Genomic DNA, 20,566 nt, shown 5'->3' with positions numbered 1-20,566 from the left:
GAATGGCTCAGTCATGCAAGTAAAATGACAGTGTCAGAAATAAGTAATGAGATTGTTAGCTTCATAAACTTTTATAATTTTGAAAGAATACGTTTAGATGGTGAAAAGCCACCTATGCATCAAAGATAAGAGCTGCATAAGACTAAAATGAGCCAGTATTTTGTCTACTAAATTGGGTGCTGTTCACCTTTTACGTCCTGATTCTGCGTGTAGATATAGGGCGGGTATTCAAGTGAAACTAGTTCTAGGTAATTGTCAGGTCTATCATCATTAAGTTCTTGCTCAACACTAGTCTTACTTTCAGCTTCTTGTAATGAGCAAGCATTAAGTATTACAGCTATAAAGCACATGAGTACTATCAAGATTTCTCTTTGTTTTTTCATTTGAGTCCTCCACTTAAGTAAGTATTATCACTATACCCCGTAGTGATTAAGTTATTAAACTATTTCAAAAACATGACTATTTTCTAAGTTATCTGATAATTCTAGAAAATTTCATGTTTTTTTGTTGGAGTTTTTCGGGTATTGATGAAAACGGTTTCATTCTACAATAGTAAGTGAGTTGCGGAAAACGCATTCATAGACCTTTTGAGTAAACTGATTTCGACAATGAATTAATGCCATAATCCCATTGTCGAAGTCGGTTGACTCATACAATTAATAGGAGGGAACAATGAAGAAAGTATTGGCACTGATTTTAGCTATGATGTTGGTTGTAGGTGCTCTTGCAGGGTGTTCAACTGACTCTACAGATAGCTCAACTACAAAGTCAGACGACAAAAGTGAAGCAACACAAACAAAGGCTGACAGCAAAGAAGAACCCAATGTATTAACAGCTCTTATGGACTCAAATGATGGTTGGGTAAGAAATTTTAACCCCTTTGCTAATGGGTCATACCAGTTTGTTAATGGTTTCATGCACGAACACTTAGTACTATTTGACACAATGAATAATAACCAAGAGCACATGTGGTTAGCTGAAGAAATTATTTCAGAATCAGATAATAAAACACTTATCGTAAAGGTAAGAAAAGGCGTTAAATGGAGTGATGGCGAAGAGTTCAACGCAGAAGACGTTGCTTTCACTTTTAACTATTCAAAAGATCACCCTACAATCGATAGATCTGGCGACTGGGGCGAAGAAGGTAAAATCAAATCTGTAGAGGTTGTTGACGACTATACAGTTAAGATTGTTATGAGAGAAGCAAACAGATTCCACAGACAAGACATCTTCTTACAAAGAATGATGGTTCCAGAGCATATCTGGTCTAAAGTTGAAGACCCGGCTACATACGTTTATGAAAACCCTGTAGTAACTGGTCCTTTCTCAGAAGTAAAATCATTTGCACCAGAAATGGTTGTTCTTTCTAGAAACCCATACTACTGGCAAGCAGACCAACTTGAAGTTGATGAATTAAGAGTGCCACAATTTAATGGTAACGATGGTGCACTTGCGCTACTACAATCAGGTCAAGTTGACTGGGCACATATCTTTATTCCAAACGCTGAAGAAACTTACATTCAAGGCGATGAAAACCGTAAATTCTGGTACGGTATGAATGACGGCGTACGTGTTGCCTTTAACTACATGACAGAAAACACAGATAACCTTAAAGCCTTTAATGATGCTAACTTTAAAAAAGCACTTTCTATGGCTGTTGATAGAAAAGGTATCATCGACTCAGCAGTATTCGGTTACCTTGATAAAACAGTACCACCAGTAACAGGTTTACCATCAGCACTTCTTGGTTACACAGATGATGCTGCACAAAAGATTCATGCTAAATACACAGTTTACGATATTGAAGCAGCTAAGTCACTACTTGCTGATTCAGGTTATGCAGATACTGATGGTGACGGATTTGTAGAGAATGCAGATGGCACACCAATCAAGTTTGAAATCCTTTCACCAGCAGGTTGGACAGATTGGAATGACGGTGCAGCAATTGTTGCTGAAGGCTTCAGAAAAATTGGTGTTGATGCAACAGCTAATGCAGTTGACTTAGGTATCATCATTGAAAGCTGGGAATCAGGTGCCCATGATGTACTTTACACAGCCTACGGTAATTCATCAAACATTTGGAAGTTCTACTTCGATTCAATTGGTGATGCATCAAGAGTAAAAACACCTACATGGTGGTCAACAACTCAAACAAACTATGTAAATGAAGAAATCAACGCTTTGGTTGCTAAAATGCCAAACGCTACAGATGCTGAACTTGAAGAAATTACACGTGAAATTGAATTCTTCTTTACTGATAACATGATTAACATCCCAGTTTTATACAACGGTAACTGGTTCGTCTACAACACAAGTCGTTTTGACGGTTGGGCAACTGCTGACAATCCATATTGTCAACCAGCTCTATCGGTACACGATATGAAAGTGTTACACCTAATGAACCTTAAACCTGTGAAATAATAAGAGGGGGAGAAAGATGAAATATGTTATGAAGCGCTTAGGTTTTTACCTAATTGCATTTATTGCCGCCATAACACTGAACTTCTTTCTCCCTCGGCTTATGCCGGGGGATCCTGTTCAGATGTACATTTCTGAGTTATATCAATCTGGAGGTCGCATAGACGAGGCAACGATTCGTGCCGTTGAGCAGCTCTTTGGGTATAACACTGGCGAACCACTAATATTCTCTTATTTTAAGTATATTGGTAGTATTTTTACTGGTAATTGGGGTTTATCTTTCTCTAATTATCCACAAACAGTGCTTCAAGCCATGTCAAGAGGCTTGGGTTGGACACTTTTTTTAATGGGATCAGCACTCACCATCTCATTTATCCTTAATACAGTCTTAGGTATTTTAGTTGCATGGAAAAGGGGCAGTAAATTTGATAAAGGCGTTACGCTTACAGGTCAGGTTTTAGCCAATATTCCAGCTGTAATTGTAGCACTATTCTTAAGTTATACACTTGCAAGTACAGGCTTTTTCCCACGGGGATATGCCGTTACGCCTCTTATGACCTATGCAAACACATTTGAGTATATAAAAGACGTAGCCTACCATGCCTTCTTACCTGTTACCTCTATCGTCATTTTGAGTTTAGGGGGCATTATGGGTATGCGGGCCAACATGATTAATCAACTTGGAGAAGATTATATAACACTCGGTACAGCTAAAGGCTTGTCTGAGCGCAAGATAATCTTTGGTTACAGTGCTAGAAACGCTCTACTGCCAGTTGTTACAACCTTTGCTATGCAAATAGGCTTTATGCTGGGTGGTGCGCTCATTATAGAACTTATCTTTAACTATCCTGGTCTAGGTAAGGTCATGTTATCAGCCATTAATGGACGTGACTATCCACTGATGCAAGGCATTCTACTTATGTCTACCATTCTAATGCTCAGTGCGAATTTTATAGCAGATATTGCTATTCTTTTCTTAGATCCTAGAATACGTACAGAAGGAAAGAGGGGCTAACATGTTAAAAAACAGTATCTTTAAACGCGTTGGCAACTTTATGAAAAGTAGTCCTACAACAAGCATTGGGGTAAGCCTTATTACACTTATTCTTGTTCTTACAATGGGGGCGGGGATATTTACATCTCACGATCCCCTTCACAGGTATGCAGATGAATATCATAGTCCACCGTCAAGTGAACATATTCTTGGAACGACAAGACTAGGTCGAGATGTGTTTTCACAAACGCTTTATGGGGGTAGAACATCCATTATGGTTGGGGTATTTGCAGGTCTGGTTGCAGTTTCAATTAGTTTAGTTATTGGTGTTACTGCAGGTTACTTTGGTGGTATTGTCGACAATGTGATTACCACCTGTATAAACGTTGTAATGGTTATTCCTCAAGTGGTGCTCCTGCTGATTATTGCCTCCTTATCTGGTGGTTCAACACCACTTCTGATTGCAACTATTATTGGCTTAACTTCTTGGCCATTTGGAGCAAGGGTTATTCGTGCCCAAACGATGAGTATTAGAAGCAGAGAGTTTGTTTACTCATCTGAAACTATTGGTGAAACAAAGTTAAGAAGACTCTTTATTGAAATTATGCCAAACATGCTTTCAATGATTAGTTCAGCCTTTGTAGGAACCCTCATTTATGCAATTATGGCGCAAACCTTCCTTGAGTTTATTGGTTTTGGCGACCCTTTATCTGTTACTTGGGGAACTATGCTATTTAACGCACAAACGACAGGTGCACTTAATAGTGGCATCTGGTGGGAAGTATTAGGCCCTTCAGTTGCTATCATTTTGTTAGGTATGGGTCTTACACTCATCAACTTTTCAATTGATGAAATATCAAACCCAAAACTAAGAGCACAACGCTTTATGTCGGCATATTATAAAGAATTAAGAAAATCCAAAAAATTAGAAAAGAAACACTCTCTAAGAGTAGAAACAGAAGGAGGACTCAATGAGCATAGTGCTTGATGTCAAAGATCTAACAGTTGACTATATCGTGGCTGGCGGTAGGCATGTACGTGCAGTTGATCACGTGAGTTTTCAAATACGAGAAGGTGAAAGTTTAGGGCTTGCTGGTGAATCGGGCTGCGGTAAAAGTACGGTGGCCTACTCACTATTAAGACTTCATAAACCACCGGCACTTATTAATAATGGCCAAATTATTATTGATGGTCAAGACATACTAAAAATGTCGAAAGATGAACTTGCCAAGTTTAGATGGAGCCAAGCGAGCATGGTTTTTCAGTCTGCAATGAACTGTTTAAACCCAGTTGTTTCACTAGAAAAGCAATTCTATGATTTGTACAAGCAACATGGTATTACAAAAAATAGAGCTGTTTCTAAGCAAAAGGCAATGGCACTACTAGAGTTAGTTGGGATACCAGCGGGTCGGATTAGTGATTACCCTCATCAATTTTCAGGTGGTATGCGTCAACGTGCTGTTATAGCAATGGCACTCGCTTTAAAACCTAAGTTGTTAATCCTTGATGAACCAACGACTGCACTCGACACTGTTGTACAAAGAGACATTCTCTCTAGAATCTATGAGTTAAAAGATGAACTTAACTTTTCTATACTTTTTATCACTCATGATATCAGTTTAATGATGGAGTTTTGTGATAATGTTGCCATCATGTATGCAGGTAAAATAATTGAAAAGGCAACATCAGAAAAAATACTCAATGCACCTAAACACCCGTATTCATTTGGCCTAAAAAACTCCTTCCCGTCTCTTCAGGGAGAAATAAAGTACATGGAAGGTATTAAGGGGAATCCACTTGATCTAAATAATATTCCAAAGGGATGTAGGTTCCAGGAAAGATGTTTTAAAGTACAGGAGTTTTGTTCCCTTCAAGAGCCAGAGCGTGTTCATGAAGGAGAAAGTTTCTATCAGTGCCATTTTCCACTCATTGAGCAGGAGGAAGCCACAAATGACAAATAAAAAGCCGATTTTTAGCGCTAAAAATGTAGTGATGGATTTTAATGTCGGAGGGAGAAGCGTTTTTCATAAATCGAAGACCATCCGAGCACTTAATGATGTTTCTTTTGATTTATACCCTGGAGAATCTCTTGCGATTGTTGGCGAATCAGGATGTGGTAAATCGACTCTGTGTAGGCTTGCCATGAGATTTCATCAACCGTCATCAGGTGTCATGCTATTTGATGGTGAAGATGTCCATGCTTTTAAGGGTGACAAGCTAAAGGAATACAGGCAAAAAAGCCAAATGATTTTCCAAGATCCTTTCTCTTCACTTAATCCCCTGCACAACATTTATTATCATTTAAAACGACCTCTTGAGTTACATCATGATTATTCAAAAAAAGAAGTTCAAGAAAAGATGGATGAGTACCTTGAAATGGTAGGTCTTGTACCTGCTCAGGAACAAGGAAAAAAACATCCTCATCAGTTATCTGGTGGTCAAAAACAAAGAGCCTTCTTGGCTAGAATACTAGCAGTTGGTGCAGATGTCATCTTTGCTGATGAACCAACATCTATGCTGGATGTCTCTATCAGATTAGGTGTATTAAACTTAATGAATAAAATGAAACGTGAATTCAATAAATCCTTTATATATATAACTCATGATATTGCTACAGCTAGGTATTTTTCAGATCGTATTATAGTTCTTTATGCAGGTCATATGGTTGAATGGGGTAATGTTGATGAAGTGATTTGTAACCCCAAACACCCTTATACTAAACTACTTGTTGCTGCTGCACCAGACCCAGAACGACAAGTACAACCAGAATTGCCGGTAGTTCAGGCTGACGAGTCAGAAGTTGTTGGTTGGACACCTGAAAGTAGAGGTTGTCCATTCAAACCAAGATGTCCTGTTGCAACAGTGGTATGTGGGCAGATGTTCCCAGAGGCTCACTCTGTTGGTAATCATCAATATATTAGATGTATTCACACAGAGTCATATGGAGTAAATAATGCATATTTTATCGATTGATATTGGAGGTAGTGCCATAAAATACGGCATACTTAATACTTCTGGTCAAATTCTACACAAGGGAAGTGTCATCAACGAAAGAACGAGCTTAGAGGTGTTTATGGCAACCCTATGCAGTGTTGTAGAGGTAGGTATGGCTAAGTATCCAATTAAGGGGATAGCACTTTCAGTGCCGGCTATTATGAACTCACAGACAGGTATGATTTTGTCTGAAGGTAGTATGCCATTTCTTGTTGGTGTAAATTTAATGGATGAACTCCAAAATAAATACGCGATTGATGTGTTTAGTGAAAATGATGGCAACTGTGCAGCCCTTGCTGAAGTATGGAAGGGTGTTGCCAAAGACTGTAATGATATTGCAGTGGTTGTCATTGGAACAGGTGTGGGTGGTGCCTTGGTTAAGGATAAACTCATTCACCCTGGAACTAATTTTATGGCTGGTGAATTTGGTTATTTTATTAATTCCTTTGACTTTGAAGCAAAAGCTTTTGAGATATGGTCAGACCTAGGTGCGACTTACGCCTTAACAGATAAGTTGTCTAAAATAAAAGGTCAAACATTAACTGGTCTAGACGTCTTTGAGCTAGCGAGTAATCATGACCCAGTCGCCATCAAAGAAATTGATAATTTTTATAATAGTAACGCCGTTGGTATGTTTAACCTACAATACTTTTTTGACCCAGAAATGATTGTTCTAGGTGGAGCAATTAGTAAACGAAAAGATTTTGTTGATCAACTGGAAAGTAGGTTAGATACTATTTTTAATAAAATTGAAATAGCCCCTAAAAGACCCGTAATAAAAGTGGCTGAGTTTGGCAATGATGCAAACTTGATTGGAGCTGTTTACAATTACTTGACTCAAAAAGGTTGTAAGATTTATAAGTGAGGAAATTTCTTTAAGTGTTTATAATGACTATAAGTATTAGTATTAGTATTAGTACCCTATTCTAATTATCTTTAGTTCATGTAAGCATGCTTACTATATAGGAGTGTGTCATGATACAATAGTTGTATCTTGACGAGGTGACATATGAAAGCGTTTAAAGCATTTATATATAATTTAAGGGTCGCTAACAAAATGATGGTAATATACATCGTTGGCGGCCTGATACCGCTCCTTTTTTTAAGTTTCTATCAAACTGGTTATGCAAGAAATTTGCTAATTGAACAAGCAACAGAAGAGGCATTTAGTCATGCCCTTCGAAATGAGGAACGCATTCAAGACGTGTGCAGAATTGCTGCAAATGTTTCAGATGGGTTCTATTTGGATGAAGACCTACAAAGAATAACCTCAACCCTATATTCAGATCAGTTTACCCTTATTAATGCCCTAAATGACTATACAAGAATTGACGATTACCTTAGGTTATATCCTGAACTTGATAGCATTAGAATTTATGTTCCCAATAAAACACTTTTAAATAACTCAAAAATTACACCGACGACTGAGCAATATAAACGAACAGATTGGTACCAACTTGCTCAATCTCAGGAAGGTAAGATTGAGTTTATTTATCGTTATGATGAAATCAAACAGAAATCATTTTTGGCACTTGTTCGTTTAATTAAAGGGGCAAGTGGTGAAGAAATAGGTGTTTTAGTAGTAAATATTAGCAACCGAACACTTAAGAGAATATTTGATGAAACACCTTATAAGATTATAGGCGTTATTGACCAAAATCAAATTGTCATAAGTACTGAAGCTAAGTACGAAGGTATGCTAATTAGTGAGGATTACTTTATCAATCAAATGTTCAATCAAAGTCTCAATAATGAGATTTTTGATGATGAGACCGGAAAATATAAAGTCATCAACACAGTATTTCAAACACAGAATTCTGGCAATCATATAAGCCTTTTAACACTTATACCAACAACTGAATTTACTGCCTTTGCCAACCAAGTCCTTATAAGAGGTGGAGCCCTAGTTTTTGTCAGTGTTTGTGCAGCCCTTATATTGGTCTCAATTCTTACACGTACTCTCACTGAAAGAATAGAGAAATTCAGGTTTAATCTACATAAAGTTGCAACAGGTGACTTTGACCTTGAAGAGTCTATTGCAGGTAAAGATGAGATAGCACTACTATACTCTGATTTAGAAGTAACAACAAAGAGTATTAAAGACTTAATCTACCAAGTTTACGAAGTAGAACTTCAGAAGGAGCAAATGACATCAAGGCAGAGAGAAGTAGAATTTAAAATGCTTACTAGTCAGATAGATCCGCATTTTTTATATAATACACTTGAGACTATTAGGATGGAATCACTATTAAATGATCAACATGAAATTGCATCCATTGTAAAAAAACTTGCAAGTATCATGCGAAGAAAGTTATCGGTATTAAAAGAAGAGGTTTCCTTAAATGCAGAGCTTGGCTTATTAAGAGATTACTTAGATATTCAAGCCTTCAGGTTTAGGGATAGAGTAACGTATACAATAGATAAAAAATGCGATACTTCAAGCTTTATGGTATTGCCACTGCTCCTTCAGCCGATTGTGGAAAATGCCTTTGTACATGGACTTGAAAAGAAAGTAGGCAAGGGTGAAATCAGAATAAAAATTGATGAGGATGACGCATTTTTACTCATTGAGATTAGTGATAATGGTAGAGGTATGAATGCTGAAACATTGAGTACAATCAATAGCAAGTTAGAAAAAGATGTTCTAAGTTTCAAAGGCAGTATTGGCCTTACCAATGTGTATCAAAGAATTAAACTTTTTTATCAGCACCCCTATACGATGAACATTACAAGTGAGCTAGAGAAGGGTACAATTGTTACACTCCTCTTACCAAAACATCAGATCAATTAGGAGGAAACATGTATTCAGTATTGATAGTTGATGATGAATATATCATCAGACAAGGATTAAAAAAACTGATAAATTGGGAGGAGTTGGGCTTTGTAATTGTTGGTGAAGCTGATAATGCGCATTCCGCTGAGGAGTTAGCTCTTAAATTCAACCCAGACTTATTACTACTTGATATTAGAATGCCTGGTAATGACGGTTTATCTTTGCTAAAATCACTGCGGCATCAAGGCATTAAAAGTAAGGTTATTTTCTTAACAGGCTTTGCGGAATTTGAGTATGCCAAAAAAGCTATTCCACTTGACGTTGAAGCGTTTTTAACTAAGCCAATTGATGAGGAGGAGCTTTTTGAACACCTTTCTGTAATAAAAGAAAAGCTTGATAAGGCATCTCACATTGAAATACAACTCAATCGACAAGAAATGCTTGAACGCCTCAGACAATATAGGCATTTACTTATGGGATTAAAAAGTTCTAGTATTCTTAAAATGCACGACCAAGCCACTCATTGTGTTGTAGAGGTGCAATATAAAGATACAATTGACCAGGTCAGTGGTGTCATTGACCAGTACCAAAAAAAACACCAAGAAGTGATAGCACTTCTCGTTGCTGAATCATGGGTGATTATCTATAAAAACCTCAATAAAAAACAAATAAAAACGGCTCTTAAACAACTAACATCAGAGCTTAAGCTAGGTTTAGATCAACCTTTCTTTATTAGCGCAGGCAGAATAGTAGAGGGCTATTTAGATATTCATCTCAGTTTTTCTGATGCAAAAAAAATTGGCCAGAGATGGTACTTAAGTGATGAAGAGACTTGTACATGGTATGAGGAGTGTGTAATCAAAGAGGAGCAGGTTCTCTATTTTGATAATGAAACCGTCTTTGACTTCATTGAAGTAAATAATCATGATGCCTTAAGCCAATATCTGACTGCTTTTAAAAGTAGTGTCTCAACAATGACGATTAGTTTTGAAAGTCTTAAAGGCTTATTAGCTCAGAACATGTTTATTATCATTGAGCGTTTTAGCCATCATTACCCTAATATAAAAATTTCACTGCCATCAAACCGAGAGATAGGTGAGAAACTCTACAAGGCATCACACATTAACCTTATTTTTGATTTGATGTTTGAAGTATTTATGGATCTTATGAATGCTATTCATTCAGGTTCTAAAGAAAGCACCATTTACAGAGTGCTTGATTATATAAAACACCATTATCACCAGGAGATAACATTAGACAAACTAGGTGGGCTCTTTGGTTATAACAGCTCCTATTTAGGCACAATATTTAAACATAATACGGGCAAGAGTTTTACTAAATATCTTGATGGTATTCGCTTAGAAAAAGCCAAAGAAATTCTAAATAATAATGAGTTAAAAGTATACGAAGTAGCAAGTATGGTCGGTTATAAAAGTGTAGATTATTTTTATTTGAAGTTCAAACAAGCTGAAGGTATGAGTCCAAAGAAATATCAAAAAAACCATTCGCAAAAGGATGAGGATTAGTCATGGTTAAAAAACACCTTATATTTGTCATTTTCTTGAGCCTGATTTTATCGGGCTGTTCTACAGAACAGTTTACTACTGATAATAAGAATCCTGCTAATGAAATTATACTGACCATGTATTCAGAAGACTTAAAAAAAGAAGATGAAGCTTTTTCGAGTCCTGTTGCAAAAGCAATAACCAAAGCGACGGGTGTAAAACTAGATATACAACATCCTGTTGAGGGTGTTGCTAAAAAAATTGAACTTATGGTGGCTTCGGATGATTATCCGGATCTTATTATGGTGAAAGATACCTATAAAATGGTTGAAGCAGGTGCATACATTGATTTAACAAATCTAATCAATGAACATGCTCCAAACCTCAGGATTATTTACGAGGATTATTTTAACCGATTGAAGTTTAGTGCAGAAAACTCCGCAATTTATGTGCTTCCCACTCGACCTGTCAATCAGAGGAAATGGGAACCAACCATGAGTTTTGCCTTGCAACATGCAGTTGTTAAAGAACTTGGTTATCCCATAATTGAAACGCTTGATGATTTTGAGCAAGCAATTAGGCAATATAAAGAAAAGTTTCCATTGATAAATGGTGAACCTAGCCTTGGTATTTCAATGGTTATTGATGACTGGCGCTGGAAAATAAGTTTAGGTAATGCTGCTGGTTTTGCAACTGGTGCCCCTGATGATGGTAACTGGTTTATAAATCCAAATACTCTTGAAGCCAAGTATCGATTCCTACGCACCGAGGAAAAAGCATACTACAAATGGCTAAATCAGATGTATCATGAGGGTTTAGTGGATCCTGATAGCTTTGTACAGAATTATGATGCCTACTTGGCTAAAATTGCTTCTGGAAGAGTGCTTGGTCTGATTGATGCAAAGTGGCAGTATGATTATGCTCAAAATCAGTTGCGAGCCAAAGGGATGGAAGAACGGATGTATGGTCAGTATCCCGTGCAAGTAGATGCCTCAACTAAGGCCGCTGACTTTAGGGATGTGGGCTATATTGCTGGTTATGGCATAGGCATATCTAGGGATTGTAAGAATCCTGTAGAAGCAATTAAATTCCTAGACTTTATGGCGAGTCACGAAGGCCATGTATTAAGAATGTGGGGAATTGAAGATGTTAATTTCAAGTATGATGAAAATGGCAAGCGATTCATTCCCGATGATGAAATGGAAAAACGCTTAAATGATGAAGCGTATTCAGAAGAGACTGGTGTTGGTGTTTACACATATCCATATCCTATTTGGGGAGATGGAAAAAAAGATAAACAAGGTAACTTTTATAATCCTGAGAATGAAGAGGATGTAAAAAAACAATATAGTGATGATGAAAGAAGTGCACTTAAAGCTTATGGTGTTGAGAATTGGTCTGACCTTTACCCAAGCGCAGAGGAATTACCAGTTTCTGTGTGGGGTGAGGCTTGGGATATTCAGATTCCTATTAACTCACCCATTCGTTCACAACTCAATGCATGTGATGCTATTATAAAGCAAGGGCTTATTCAAGTCACAATTTCACAACCAGAAGACTTTGATCAACTTTGGGATGACCTTATGAATGAACTTGATAAAGCAGGTGTACATCAGATGGGTAAGCTTTTTACTCAATTAGTTAAAGAGAGGGTATCCTTATGGCAACAACAATAAAACAAGATGACTTAAGCAAAAAACTGCCCCTTCTAGCAAGACAATCTGCAGCAGAAGGTATGGTATTACTAAAAAACGAGTTAGAAACACTCCCCCTTAAAAAGAATAGTAAAATCTCTGTTTTTGGAAGGTGTCAATATGATACCTATAAAAGTGGCACAGGTTCAGGCGGTGCTGTTCACACACCCTATACTGTTAATTTAATTGAAGGACTTAAAGAAAAAACGTCTCTTATTTTAAACGAGAGTTTACTTACGACCTACCAAGAGTGGATTAAAATAAATCCTTTTGACAACGGCGGTGGTGGTTGGGCAGCTGAACCCTGGTTTCAGAAAGAAATGCCCTTGTCAGATGACATAGTAGTGGATGCTAGTTTAAAGAGTGATGTAGCCCTTGTCATCATTGGTAGAACAGCTGGAGAAGATCAGGATAATTTTAATGGTCCTGGCAGTTATCAGCTGACAGAGCTAGAAAAAGATATGCTCAATAAAGTAACAACTCACTTTAGTCGAGTTGTTGTTCTACTAAACGTTAGTAATATTATTGATATGAGTTGGGTCTATAAGGTCAATAAACCAGAAGCGATAACAAGCATACTTTATATGTGGCATGGGGGTATGGAAACGGGTAGAGCTGTAGCAGACATACTGGTAGGTGATATCACACCGAGTGGTAAACTTTCTGATACAATAGCCTACAAGCTGACTGATTATCCAAGTCATAAAAACTTTGGTCATAAAGATAAAAACTATTATGAGGAGGATGTCTACTTAGGTTATAGGTACTTTGAGACCTTTTCACCACAAAGTGTTCAATATGAGTTTGGTTATGGCTTGTCATACACTGACTTTTCGTTAGAAGTCAAAGAAGCAGTCATGACAGGTCATGGGACTGAAGCAAGTCTTGAAATTGTGGTTTCAGTTTCAAATAAAGGTGCAAACTTTAACGGTAAAGAGGTAATCCAAGTTTATTATTCATCTCCTCAGGGACAACTTGGGCAACCTAAAGTTCAACTAGGAGCATTTAAAAAGACTAAGAATCTTGCACCAGGTGAGCAAGAAGACCTTCACTTAACACTTTCTTTAAAAACGATGGCTACATATGATGATAGTGGTGCGACTGGATATCCATCCGCCTATCTGCTAGAAAAAGGTCACTATGCCTTTTATGTTGGTAATAGTATTAGACGCTTAAAGCCAGTATTAATTGATAACAAAAAATACTATGAACTCAATCAAACACTGGTTGTAGAACAGTTATCACAAGCCCTAGCACCAAATGAAGCATTTAAGCGTTTAAAGCCAGGGTGTCAAAGTGGTGATGGCACTTATGAAGTGGCCTATGAAGATGTCCCGCTTAACAAAGTAGACCTTAATAAACGCATTCTCGCTAAAGTACAATCAAAGTCAAATAGTGTCAAGAAGTCAATTTCACTCACTGATGTTAATAATGGCAACTCTAGTATGCAGGACTTTGTCTCTCAACTTTCACTAGAAGCTCTTATGACGCTAATTAAAGGTGAGGGCATGTGTAGCCCAAAAACAACACCAGGCACTGCAGCAGCTTTTGGTGGCATTTCTGAGGAACTAAAGGGTTTTGGTATACCTGTGATGGCTGCAGCTGATGGCCCCTCTGGCATAAGGATGGATAGTGGTAAAAAGGCTTCTCAAGTAGCCATTGGCACTGCACTTGCTTGCACATGGAACCTTGGACTGGTTGAAGAAGTCTATGAAGAAGTAGGCTATGAACTTAAGCTTAATGCCATAGATACCTTGCTTGGTCCGGGCTTAAATTTACATCGCCACCCTCTTAATGGTAGAAACTTTGAGTACTTCTCAGAAGATCCTTTGTTATCAGGTTGTTTTGCATATGCCTTTGTAAAGGGACTAAAAGTACATGGTGCACATGCAACTCTAAAACATTACTTAGCCAATGATCAAGAACTCGAAAGACATGCTGTAGATGCAGTTGTTTCAGAAAGAGCCCTAAGAGAACTTCATTTAAAAGCATTTGAAATACCTGTAAGAAGAGGAAATGCAAAGAGTATTATGACCTCGTATAATCCTATCAATGGTGTTTTTGCAGCTTCAAACTATGATCTAAATACTACAATTTTAAGAGATGAGTGGGGTTTTGATGGCATTGTTATGACTGACTGGTGGGCAAGAGTTAATCACCCAGTTAATGGTGGACAATGGAGTAAAGATAAGAAGTCGCATATGGTAAGGGCTCAAAATGATCTTTATATGGTTGTTGAGCATAATGAAGCAGTCAATTTTGAGGCTGATGATATTAACGAGGCTATCAAAACAGGTTCACTTACAAGATATGAACTAGAGAGAAGCGCTGTTAATATTCTTAATTTTGCCCTTGATACATTTGCCTTTAGTAACCAACAAAAGCGAGTAAACACTAAAAAAATTCAATCACTCAAGATAACAAATGAAGCTGCCTATCAAGTTGATGATGTTATTTTACTAAGGAAGGTTCAAAAGCAAACCGTCTTAATTAAGGTGAATCAACCAGGTAGCTATATAATTGAGATGCAACTGAGGTACCATGAGAGTCCTCTAGCCCAAGCAGCATTAAATTTAGAGCTGAATGGCGAGTATTTTACAACGATTCAACTCAATGGCTCTGAAGAAGATTATCAACCACATGAAAGTAGCCTTGTAGATTTAAATAAGGGTTACTATGAATTAGTGATTGATAATGTAAGACCAGGTATAGACTATCATTCACTTAAACTGAAATTGAAGTAATCAAAAAACAGTCATTTTATACAATGACTGTTTTTTTGTCTTTGACATTAATGATCCTTACGATTAAGAATACGAACAATTCCTGAATTACCATCCACTTTTATTAAGTCGCCATCATGAATGCGTGTATAGATATCGTGAATACCAATCACACAAGGCAGACCATATTCTCTGGCTATAATAGCACCGTGCTGGAGAGAGCCACCGACTTCTAAAACCACACCACTGGCATTACTAAAAACCGGAATCCATGAGGGTTCAGAAGATCTCGTTACTAAGATATCTCCTGGTTCTACCTTCTTTTCATGTGGGCTATGTAGTACTCTGGCTCGTCCTGTCACAAGTCCCGGTGAGATAGCTTCTCCGACTAGGTCAGATGAAGTGCTACTTCTTACTTCACGAATGATTTTTCCACGACTGTCAATGAGTACAGGCCAGTACCGGACATGAGCTACCTTTTTATAAGGCTTCAAGTTTTCTTCTATTAAGACTCTTAGGTTAAGGTCAGCATGACTTTGTGCTTGCATTATTTGATGGATATGCAGGTCGAAAATTTGGCTTCTATTATCTAAGCGCTTATTATGAACAAAGTCATCTGAAATTCCAAGCAGTAATAATCGAAATTGGCCAATAAAATGTGTAAGTAAGAATTTGGGTGATTCTCTAAAACCAAACAGGCTCTGATAAATGTGGGCATGTTTTATAAATGCCTTCTCAAACTTATGTTGAGTGGCTACTTCAAGTAATCTCTTATAAGCGGTTTCTTGTTTTTTATTAATGTGAATATTTTGGTTATCTGTGATATTGATACTTATCAATTGGTCATAAAAGTTACCAGGTTGCTCAGACATTCTTTCAGAGGCTAAATCCAGTTCTTTATAACAACGATTCCCATAGAGTGTCATGTACTTATCGTATTCTGTTTGGAAGACTTGAGGAAATGAACCTTCGAGGGCATGGTTTACAAAGTCTTCTTTTGATTTAATCGCTAAAAATGTATTTGATGAAGCCAAATCAAACATCATTTTGCTCATTTTTTTTGTACGGTTAGCTTCAAGGTCCATACCGAGGGACGAGATTTCACTTTTAAGCTGACTACTTGAAAATAACTTTTCGAGCTTCATAAGTGATAACATACCAACGATTAAAACACCTTGGTGGATCACAGATTTGTATAAGACATCGATGGCGGTTTTGATTTGCATGTCAAGAGCTTGTCCTTCATCAAGTGGTTTTTTGAAGTAGTCATAAACTTCATTTTCAATTTGGTAGCACTCTTTAACAAGACCATCAAGATTGGTTCGACTTTTTACTAAAAGGGGCAATACAGTCAAAGCCGTTCTAAGAACGCCAAGTTTTGATCGTTTTGCAAGTTTGGGTTTAACCTCTGACTTGTAATCATTCAAATCAACTGACTTTAGAGCAGTCATCACCGATTCACTATATTCTTTGATAACACTTAGGGTATATTTCTTACCCATTCCCTTTAGCATGTTAGACACATCAATATATTGTCTGCCATGCAGGTTAATCATAAAGCCGCCATCACCTTTAGGAAAAATATCAAACTCTAGCTTTTCTACAATTTCAGCCCAAATATCAGCTGTACTCACAGACAAAGGCTGAGTAAGTCCTTGTGAGACCATGTTGTGGTCAAGATAGAGTTTTTTTCTTTGACCAGGTTGAGTGACTAGCTCTGGGAAAAGTGGAATATAAGTTGTAATTGGACGGACTTGAAGTAAGTAGAGTGACTCATTTTCAAAAGCCCATTCAAGATCAACAGGTTTACCATAATGTTTCTCAAGTTGTATGGCAAGAGAAACAATCTCTTTTAAGTGGTCATGTGATAACGTATCAGCACGAGAATTTATCAAGTTGGTGTTTACTGTTCCACCTTCTTTAGAGATATAAGAGGCTATTGTCTTATCACTGAGGGTGTATGATAATATCTGACCTGTATGTTTTTCAAGGATATAAGTGTCGGGTGTCACTTGCCCCGAAACGATGGTTTCACCCAGACCAAAATTTGCATTTATCACTAATTCATCAAAGCAATTATTATTTGGATTGATTGAAAATGTAACCCCACTTACATCAGAGTGGATTTGTTCTTGAATGATGATGGCTATCCTACTATCCTCAAAGGATAAGTTTTTATTGATTTTATAGTCAACTACCCGCTCATCAAACATTGAGGAAAAGACTTTGGCAATATATGTTTCAAGTGCATCACAAGAAATACCAAGATAAGTAGCATAGAGACCAGCATAAGAAAAATGACTAAGGTCTTCATCAATTGCGGATGATCTAACTGACAGGAGTCTACTAACATCAACACTTTTAAGTCCTATCTCTAAAGAGTTTTTTTGAATACCTGAAAAGTGAAAGGTTAATATCTTTGCCTTAATGTTAGTAGCTAGTTCAATTGAAGGATGCTCTAAAAGTTTGTGCCATTCATCTAAAATTTTGATCTTATCCCACCAAGGTTCAAAAAAATGTGTGGTAAGTACAAAGCCTTGAGGGACTGGCAGTGATAAATGACTAGTTTCAATAAGTGTTTTGGCTTTATTACCAATATTATGGATATCAAAATCGTTTTTATTAGAAAAATGGATGATAAAAGACATGTCGTACCTCCCAAAATATTAATTATAGTATTTGATACCCTAAAGGAATTAAAATATACTAGACTCTTAATAAATTGAGTCATTCATCCTATGTTATACTTAAATTGACAAAAGTAACTACTTAGGAGGACCTATGTATACATTCACTGCACTTCAAGAATCTGATTACTATTTACTATATAACTGGTTAAATGAACCACATATCATTGATTACTATACTCACCAAAAGTTAAATATGGAAGCCTTGATTGAACGATATGGTCTATGGTTATCAGGCGAAATTCCAAAACAAGCCTTTATCATTCATGAAAATGAAGTACCTATGGGCTTAGTTACCTATTATCAGTTAGATGATTTTGAAGATTATCAGTTTGAAGTAGATTTAGAAAATGCTGTTGGCATTGAAGTGATTATTGGTAAAGAAGGTTATTATTATAAGGGCAAACTTCCTATGATTATTGATGCCTTTGTAAAGGAAAAAGAACTTTCTTCTAAAATACTCTTTGCGGCCTGTGCTCTTGACAACTCACCAGCAATTAAAGCCTTTAAGAAAGCTGGCTTTAAGTTCCATAAAGAAGTGTTTAATGTGTTAGTAAGAGATATGGAGCAAATATTTATTAAAGAGGTCTAAGTAAAATAATGACTTTTACAATGATAAATCATGGGGGGAGAATCTATGAGACCTTTAGAAATAGTAATGTTAATAATGACACTACTCAGTGTCATATCACTTATAAAATTGCCTAATCCTAGCAAGAGAATAATGGGAGTCATTAATGTTGGAATTTTACTTAGTTTTATTCTTCAGATTACATTTGAAGGCGTAAGATGGCAACTCGCACCTCTTTATTTAGTAGGGGGACTCACAGTATTTCTTGTAAATTCAAAGAATGAAACAGCAAATAGATTAAGGAAGACTTGGTTTCATAGTCTATTAATCATTTTGGTATTGCTGTCTGCCATTCTAATGGTCATACTGCCCGTTTTAGAACTGCCACTCCCTACGGGAGATTATAGGGTTGGAACAGTTTCAATGGATGTGAGTGATGATGAACGACTAGAAATCTACTCTGAAGAAGAGGCTAATAGAAAAATCAGGTTACAGATTTGGTACCCGTCAGATGATATTACCGGTGGAAATAGAGTCAAATGGATACGTGAAGGCGTCCCCATTATGAGAGGCCTTTCGAAGGATTGGAATTTACCATACTTAATGTTTGACCATACGGCTCTAATCGAATCAAATAGTTATGAAAATGTAAACGTGAGTCGTCATAAACAAAACTATCCTCTTGTAGTCATTTCTCATGGTTGGTCAGGCTTTAGGAACCTTCACACAGATCTTGCAGAAGAACTAGCTAGTCATGGCTATATTGTAGTATCAATTGACCATACCTATGGCTCGATTGGTGTATTATTTGATGATGGTAATCTTGTGTATAAAAATCCTTCAGCTTTACCCAATCGTCATCTTACATCGGATTTTCTCGACTATGCAAGTAAGCTTGTTACAACTTATGCGGGTGATGTGACCCTTGCACTCAATGAATTAGAATTTATGAATAAAGGACAAGTTGATTCACTGTTCAAGGGAAAAATTAATTTTGACCAAGTTGGCCTTTTAGGTCACTCAACAGGTGGTGGTGGAGATGTACTTGCTGCTATTAGTGATAACAGAATTAAAGCTCTATTTGGAATGGATGCCTGGGTTGAGCCCCTTGATGAAGCCTTAGTTGAAAAGGGATTAGATATTCCAGCTGTGTTTCTTAGAAGTGGTGACTGGGAAGCGGGCTTAAACAACGACCACTTACTCAAACTCATAAGCAGTAGTCAAGGTAAGGTAAAACTCTATCAAATTATGGGAACGACACATTATGATTTTTCAATGTCTTATATGTATTCTCCACTTACTAGAGCCATGAAGCTAACAGGCGACCTATCTAAAGAGTCAATAATTGACTTACAAAGGAGTATGGCGTTAAGGTTCTTTGATAGGGAGTTAAAAGGAGTCACCGCATCAATGATTGATAACACGTTGGATTGGTCAAAATATGTAAAAGAGACAATCGAATAAAGTATGCATAAATAAGACTCAACGTTGATTTGGACTTGAGGATAGCTTTAGAAGCACCAAATGGTGATTGTGTGTCATACTGTGGCATGTGGTATGACCAAGTGGCTTAAAAGAAAAAAACACTTTAGTTCCTAAATAAATTTATTTATATGGGAACTTTTCATTTTTTGAGGCGTCAAAAGAGTATCAACAAACAAATTAGGAGGCTAAATTAAAATGAAAAAGAAAAGTATTGCATTATTATTAATGGTAGTGATGGTGGTAGGTTCTGCTACGAGTTTTGCTACACCAACAGCAACACCTGTATTGATTTCAGCAGAAGCAATTTCTGCTCAAGAGTTACTTGTAAACGGCGCAAGAATTGATGCGGGTTTTTACACAGAGGGTGAGCATGTCATGGTGCCTTTAAGGGCTATTAGTGAAGCATTTGGCTACCAAGTAGCGTGGTTTGGTGAAGACAAACATATTGAACTTACTAAAGGACCAAGATTTGTTTATGTTAAAACATCTGAAAATTACTATGCAAATGGTAAAATGGCACCTATGACACTAGAAGTGAACAGCACCCAATTTAGTAGACAAAATACTGGCTCATTTTAGTCTTATGCAGCTCTTAATCTTTGATGCATAGGTGGCTTTTCACCATCTAAACGTATTCTTTCAAAATTATAAAAGTTTATGAAGCTAACAATCTCATTACTTATTTCTGACACTGTCATTTTACTTGCATGACTGAGCCATTC

15 protein-coding genes are annotated in these 20,566 nt (G+C 37.0%); 13 read left to right on the top strand and 2 right to left on the bottom strand.

What is annotated here, in order from left to right; all coding sequences use genetic code 11:
- Positions 1-167: 167 nt before the first annotated feature.
- Positions 168-383, bottom strand: a complete 216-nt coding sequence (locus tag DWB64_RS18790; protein ID WP_129489765.1) for a hypothetical protein — start codon at positions 381-383, stop codon at positions 168-170.
- 289 nt (positions 384-672) lie between these two features.
- Here DWB64_RS18790 and DWB64_RS18785 point away from each other — a divergent pair, with 289 nt between their 5' ends.
- The 10 genes from DWB64_RS18785 to DWB64_RS18740 all read left to right on the top strand — a co-directional run bounded on the left by DWB64_RS18785 (position 673) and on the right by DWB64_RS18740 (position 15,122).
- Positions 673-2,421: an ABC transporter substrate-binding protein gene (locus DWB64_RS18785; protein WP_129489764.1), complete on the top strand. Its 1,749-nt coding sequence runs from the start codon at positions 673-675 to the stop codon at positions 2,419-2,421.
- A gap of 16 nt (positions 2,422-2,437) precedes the next feature.
- Complete coding sequence (locus tag DWB64_RS18780; RefSeq protein WP_129489763.1) at positions 2,438-3,433, top strand: ABC transporter permease; 996 nt, start codon at positions 2,438-2,440, stop codon at positions 3,431-3,433.
- Position 3,434: 1 nt separating this feature from the next.
- Positions 3,435-4,400 (top strand): ABC transporter permease, encoded by a 966-nt coding sequence (locus DWB64_RS18775; protein WP_206736702.1) that lies wholly within the window; start codon positions 3,435-3,437, stop codon positions 4,398-4,400.
- Entirely contained in the window at positions 4,384-5,373 is a 990-nt protein-coding gene (locus tag DWB64_RS18770) for an ABC transporter ATP-binding protein (RefSeq protein WP_129489762.1), read from the top strand. The genes DWB64_RS18775 and DWB64_RS18770 overlap by 17 nt, the downstream gene beginning before the upstream one ends.
- The gene (locus DWB64_RS18765) at positions 5,363-6,385 is read left to right on the top strand and encodes an ABC transporter ATP-binding protein (RefSeq protein WP_129489761.1); all 1,023 of its coding nucleotides are present in this window, start codon (positions 5,363-5,365) and stop codon (positions 6,383-6,385) included. The genes DWB64_RS18770 and DWB64_RS18765 overlap by 11 nt, the downstream gene beginning before the upstream one ends.
- Entirely contained in the window at positions 6,366-7,271 is a 906-nt protein-coding gene (locus DWB64_RS18760) for an ROK family protein (RefSeq protein ID WP_129489760.1), read from the top strand. Before DWB64_RS18765 ends, DWB64_RS18760 begins: the two co-directional genes overlap by 20 nt.
- A 144-nt stretch (positions 7,272-7,415) precedes the next feature.
- A complete protein-coding gene (locus DWB64_RS18755; protein WP_129489759.1) occupies positions 7,416-9,197 on the top strand; it encodes a sensor histidine kinase in 1,782 nt (593 codons plus the stop codon).
- An 8-nt stretch (positions 9,198-9,205) separates the two neighbouring features.
- Entirely contained in the window at positions 9,206-10,705 is a 1,500-nt protein-coding gene (locus DWB64_RS18750) for a response regulator (RefSeq protein ID WP_129489758.1), read from the top strand.
- Positions 10,706-10,707: 2 nt separating this feature from the next.
- Positions 10,708-12,360, top strand: a complete 1,653-nt coding sequence (locus DWB64_RS18745) for an ABC transporter substrate-binding protein (RefSeq protein WP_129489757.1) — start codon at positions 10,708-10,710, stop codon at positions 12,358-12,360.
- A complete protein-coding gene (locus tag DWB64_RS18740; RefSeq protein WP_129489756.1) occupies positions 12,345-15,122 on the top strand; it encodes a glycoside hydrolase family 3 C-terminal domain-containing protein in 2,778 nt (925 codons plus the stop codon). The genes DWB64_RS18745 and DWB64_RS18740 overlap by 16 nt, the downstream gene beginning before the upstream one ends.
- Positions 15,123-15,169: 47 nt before the next feature.
- Here the strand turns inward: DWB64_RS18740 and DWB64_RS18735 are convergent, their stop codons facing one another.
- Positions 15,170-17,749 carry a PEP/pyruvate-binding domain-containing protein gene (locus DWB64_RS18735; protein ID WP_129489755.1) on the bottom strand — a complete coding sequence of 860 codons (2,580 nt, stop codon included), beginning with the start codon at positions 17,747-17,749 and terminating at the stop codon, positions 15,170-15,172.
- A 133-nt stretch (positions 17,750-17,882) separates the two neighbouring features.
- Here DWB64_RS18735 and DWB64_RS18730 point away from each other — a divergent pair, with 133 nt between their 5' ends.
- From DWB64_RS18730 to DWB64_RS18720, 3 genes are all read left to right on the top strand, one after another.
- A complete protein-coding gene (locus tag DWB64_RS18730; protein WP_129489754.1) occupies positions 17,883-18,380 on the top strand; it encodes a GNAT family N-acetyltransferase in 498 nt (165 codons plus the stop codon).
- Between the two features lie 45 nt (positions 18,381-18,425).
- Complete coding sequence (locus DWB64_RS18725; RefSeq protein WP_164980501.1) at positions 18,426-19,823, top strand: hypothetical protein; 1,398 nt, start codon at positions 18,426-18,428, stop codon at positions 19,821-19,823.
- Positions 19,824-20,039: 216 nt separating this feature from the next.
- The gene (locus tag DWB64_RS18720; protein WP_129489752.1) at positions 20,040-20,423 is read left to right on the top strand and encodes a stalk domain-containing protein; all 384 of its coding nucleotides are present in this window, start codon (positions 20,040-20,042) and stop codon (positions 20,421-20,423) included.
- Positions 20,424-20,566 lie beyond the last annotated feature (143 nt).

The sequence above is a fragment of the Fusibacter sp. A1 genome, from assembly GCF_004125825.1.
Lineage (GTDB): Bacteria > Bacillota > Clostridia > Peptostreptococcales > Acidaminobacteraceae > QQWI01.
The sequence above is the reverse complement of the archived record's forward strand: the minus strand, read 5'-3'. Positions and strand labels throughout refer to the sequence as shown.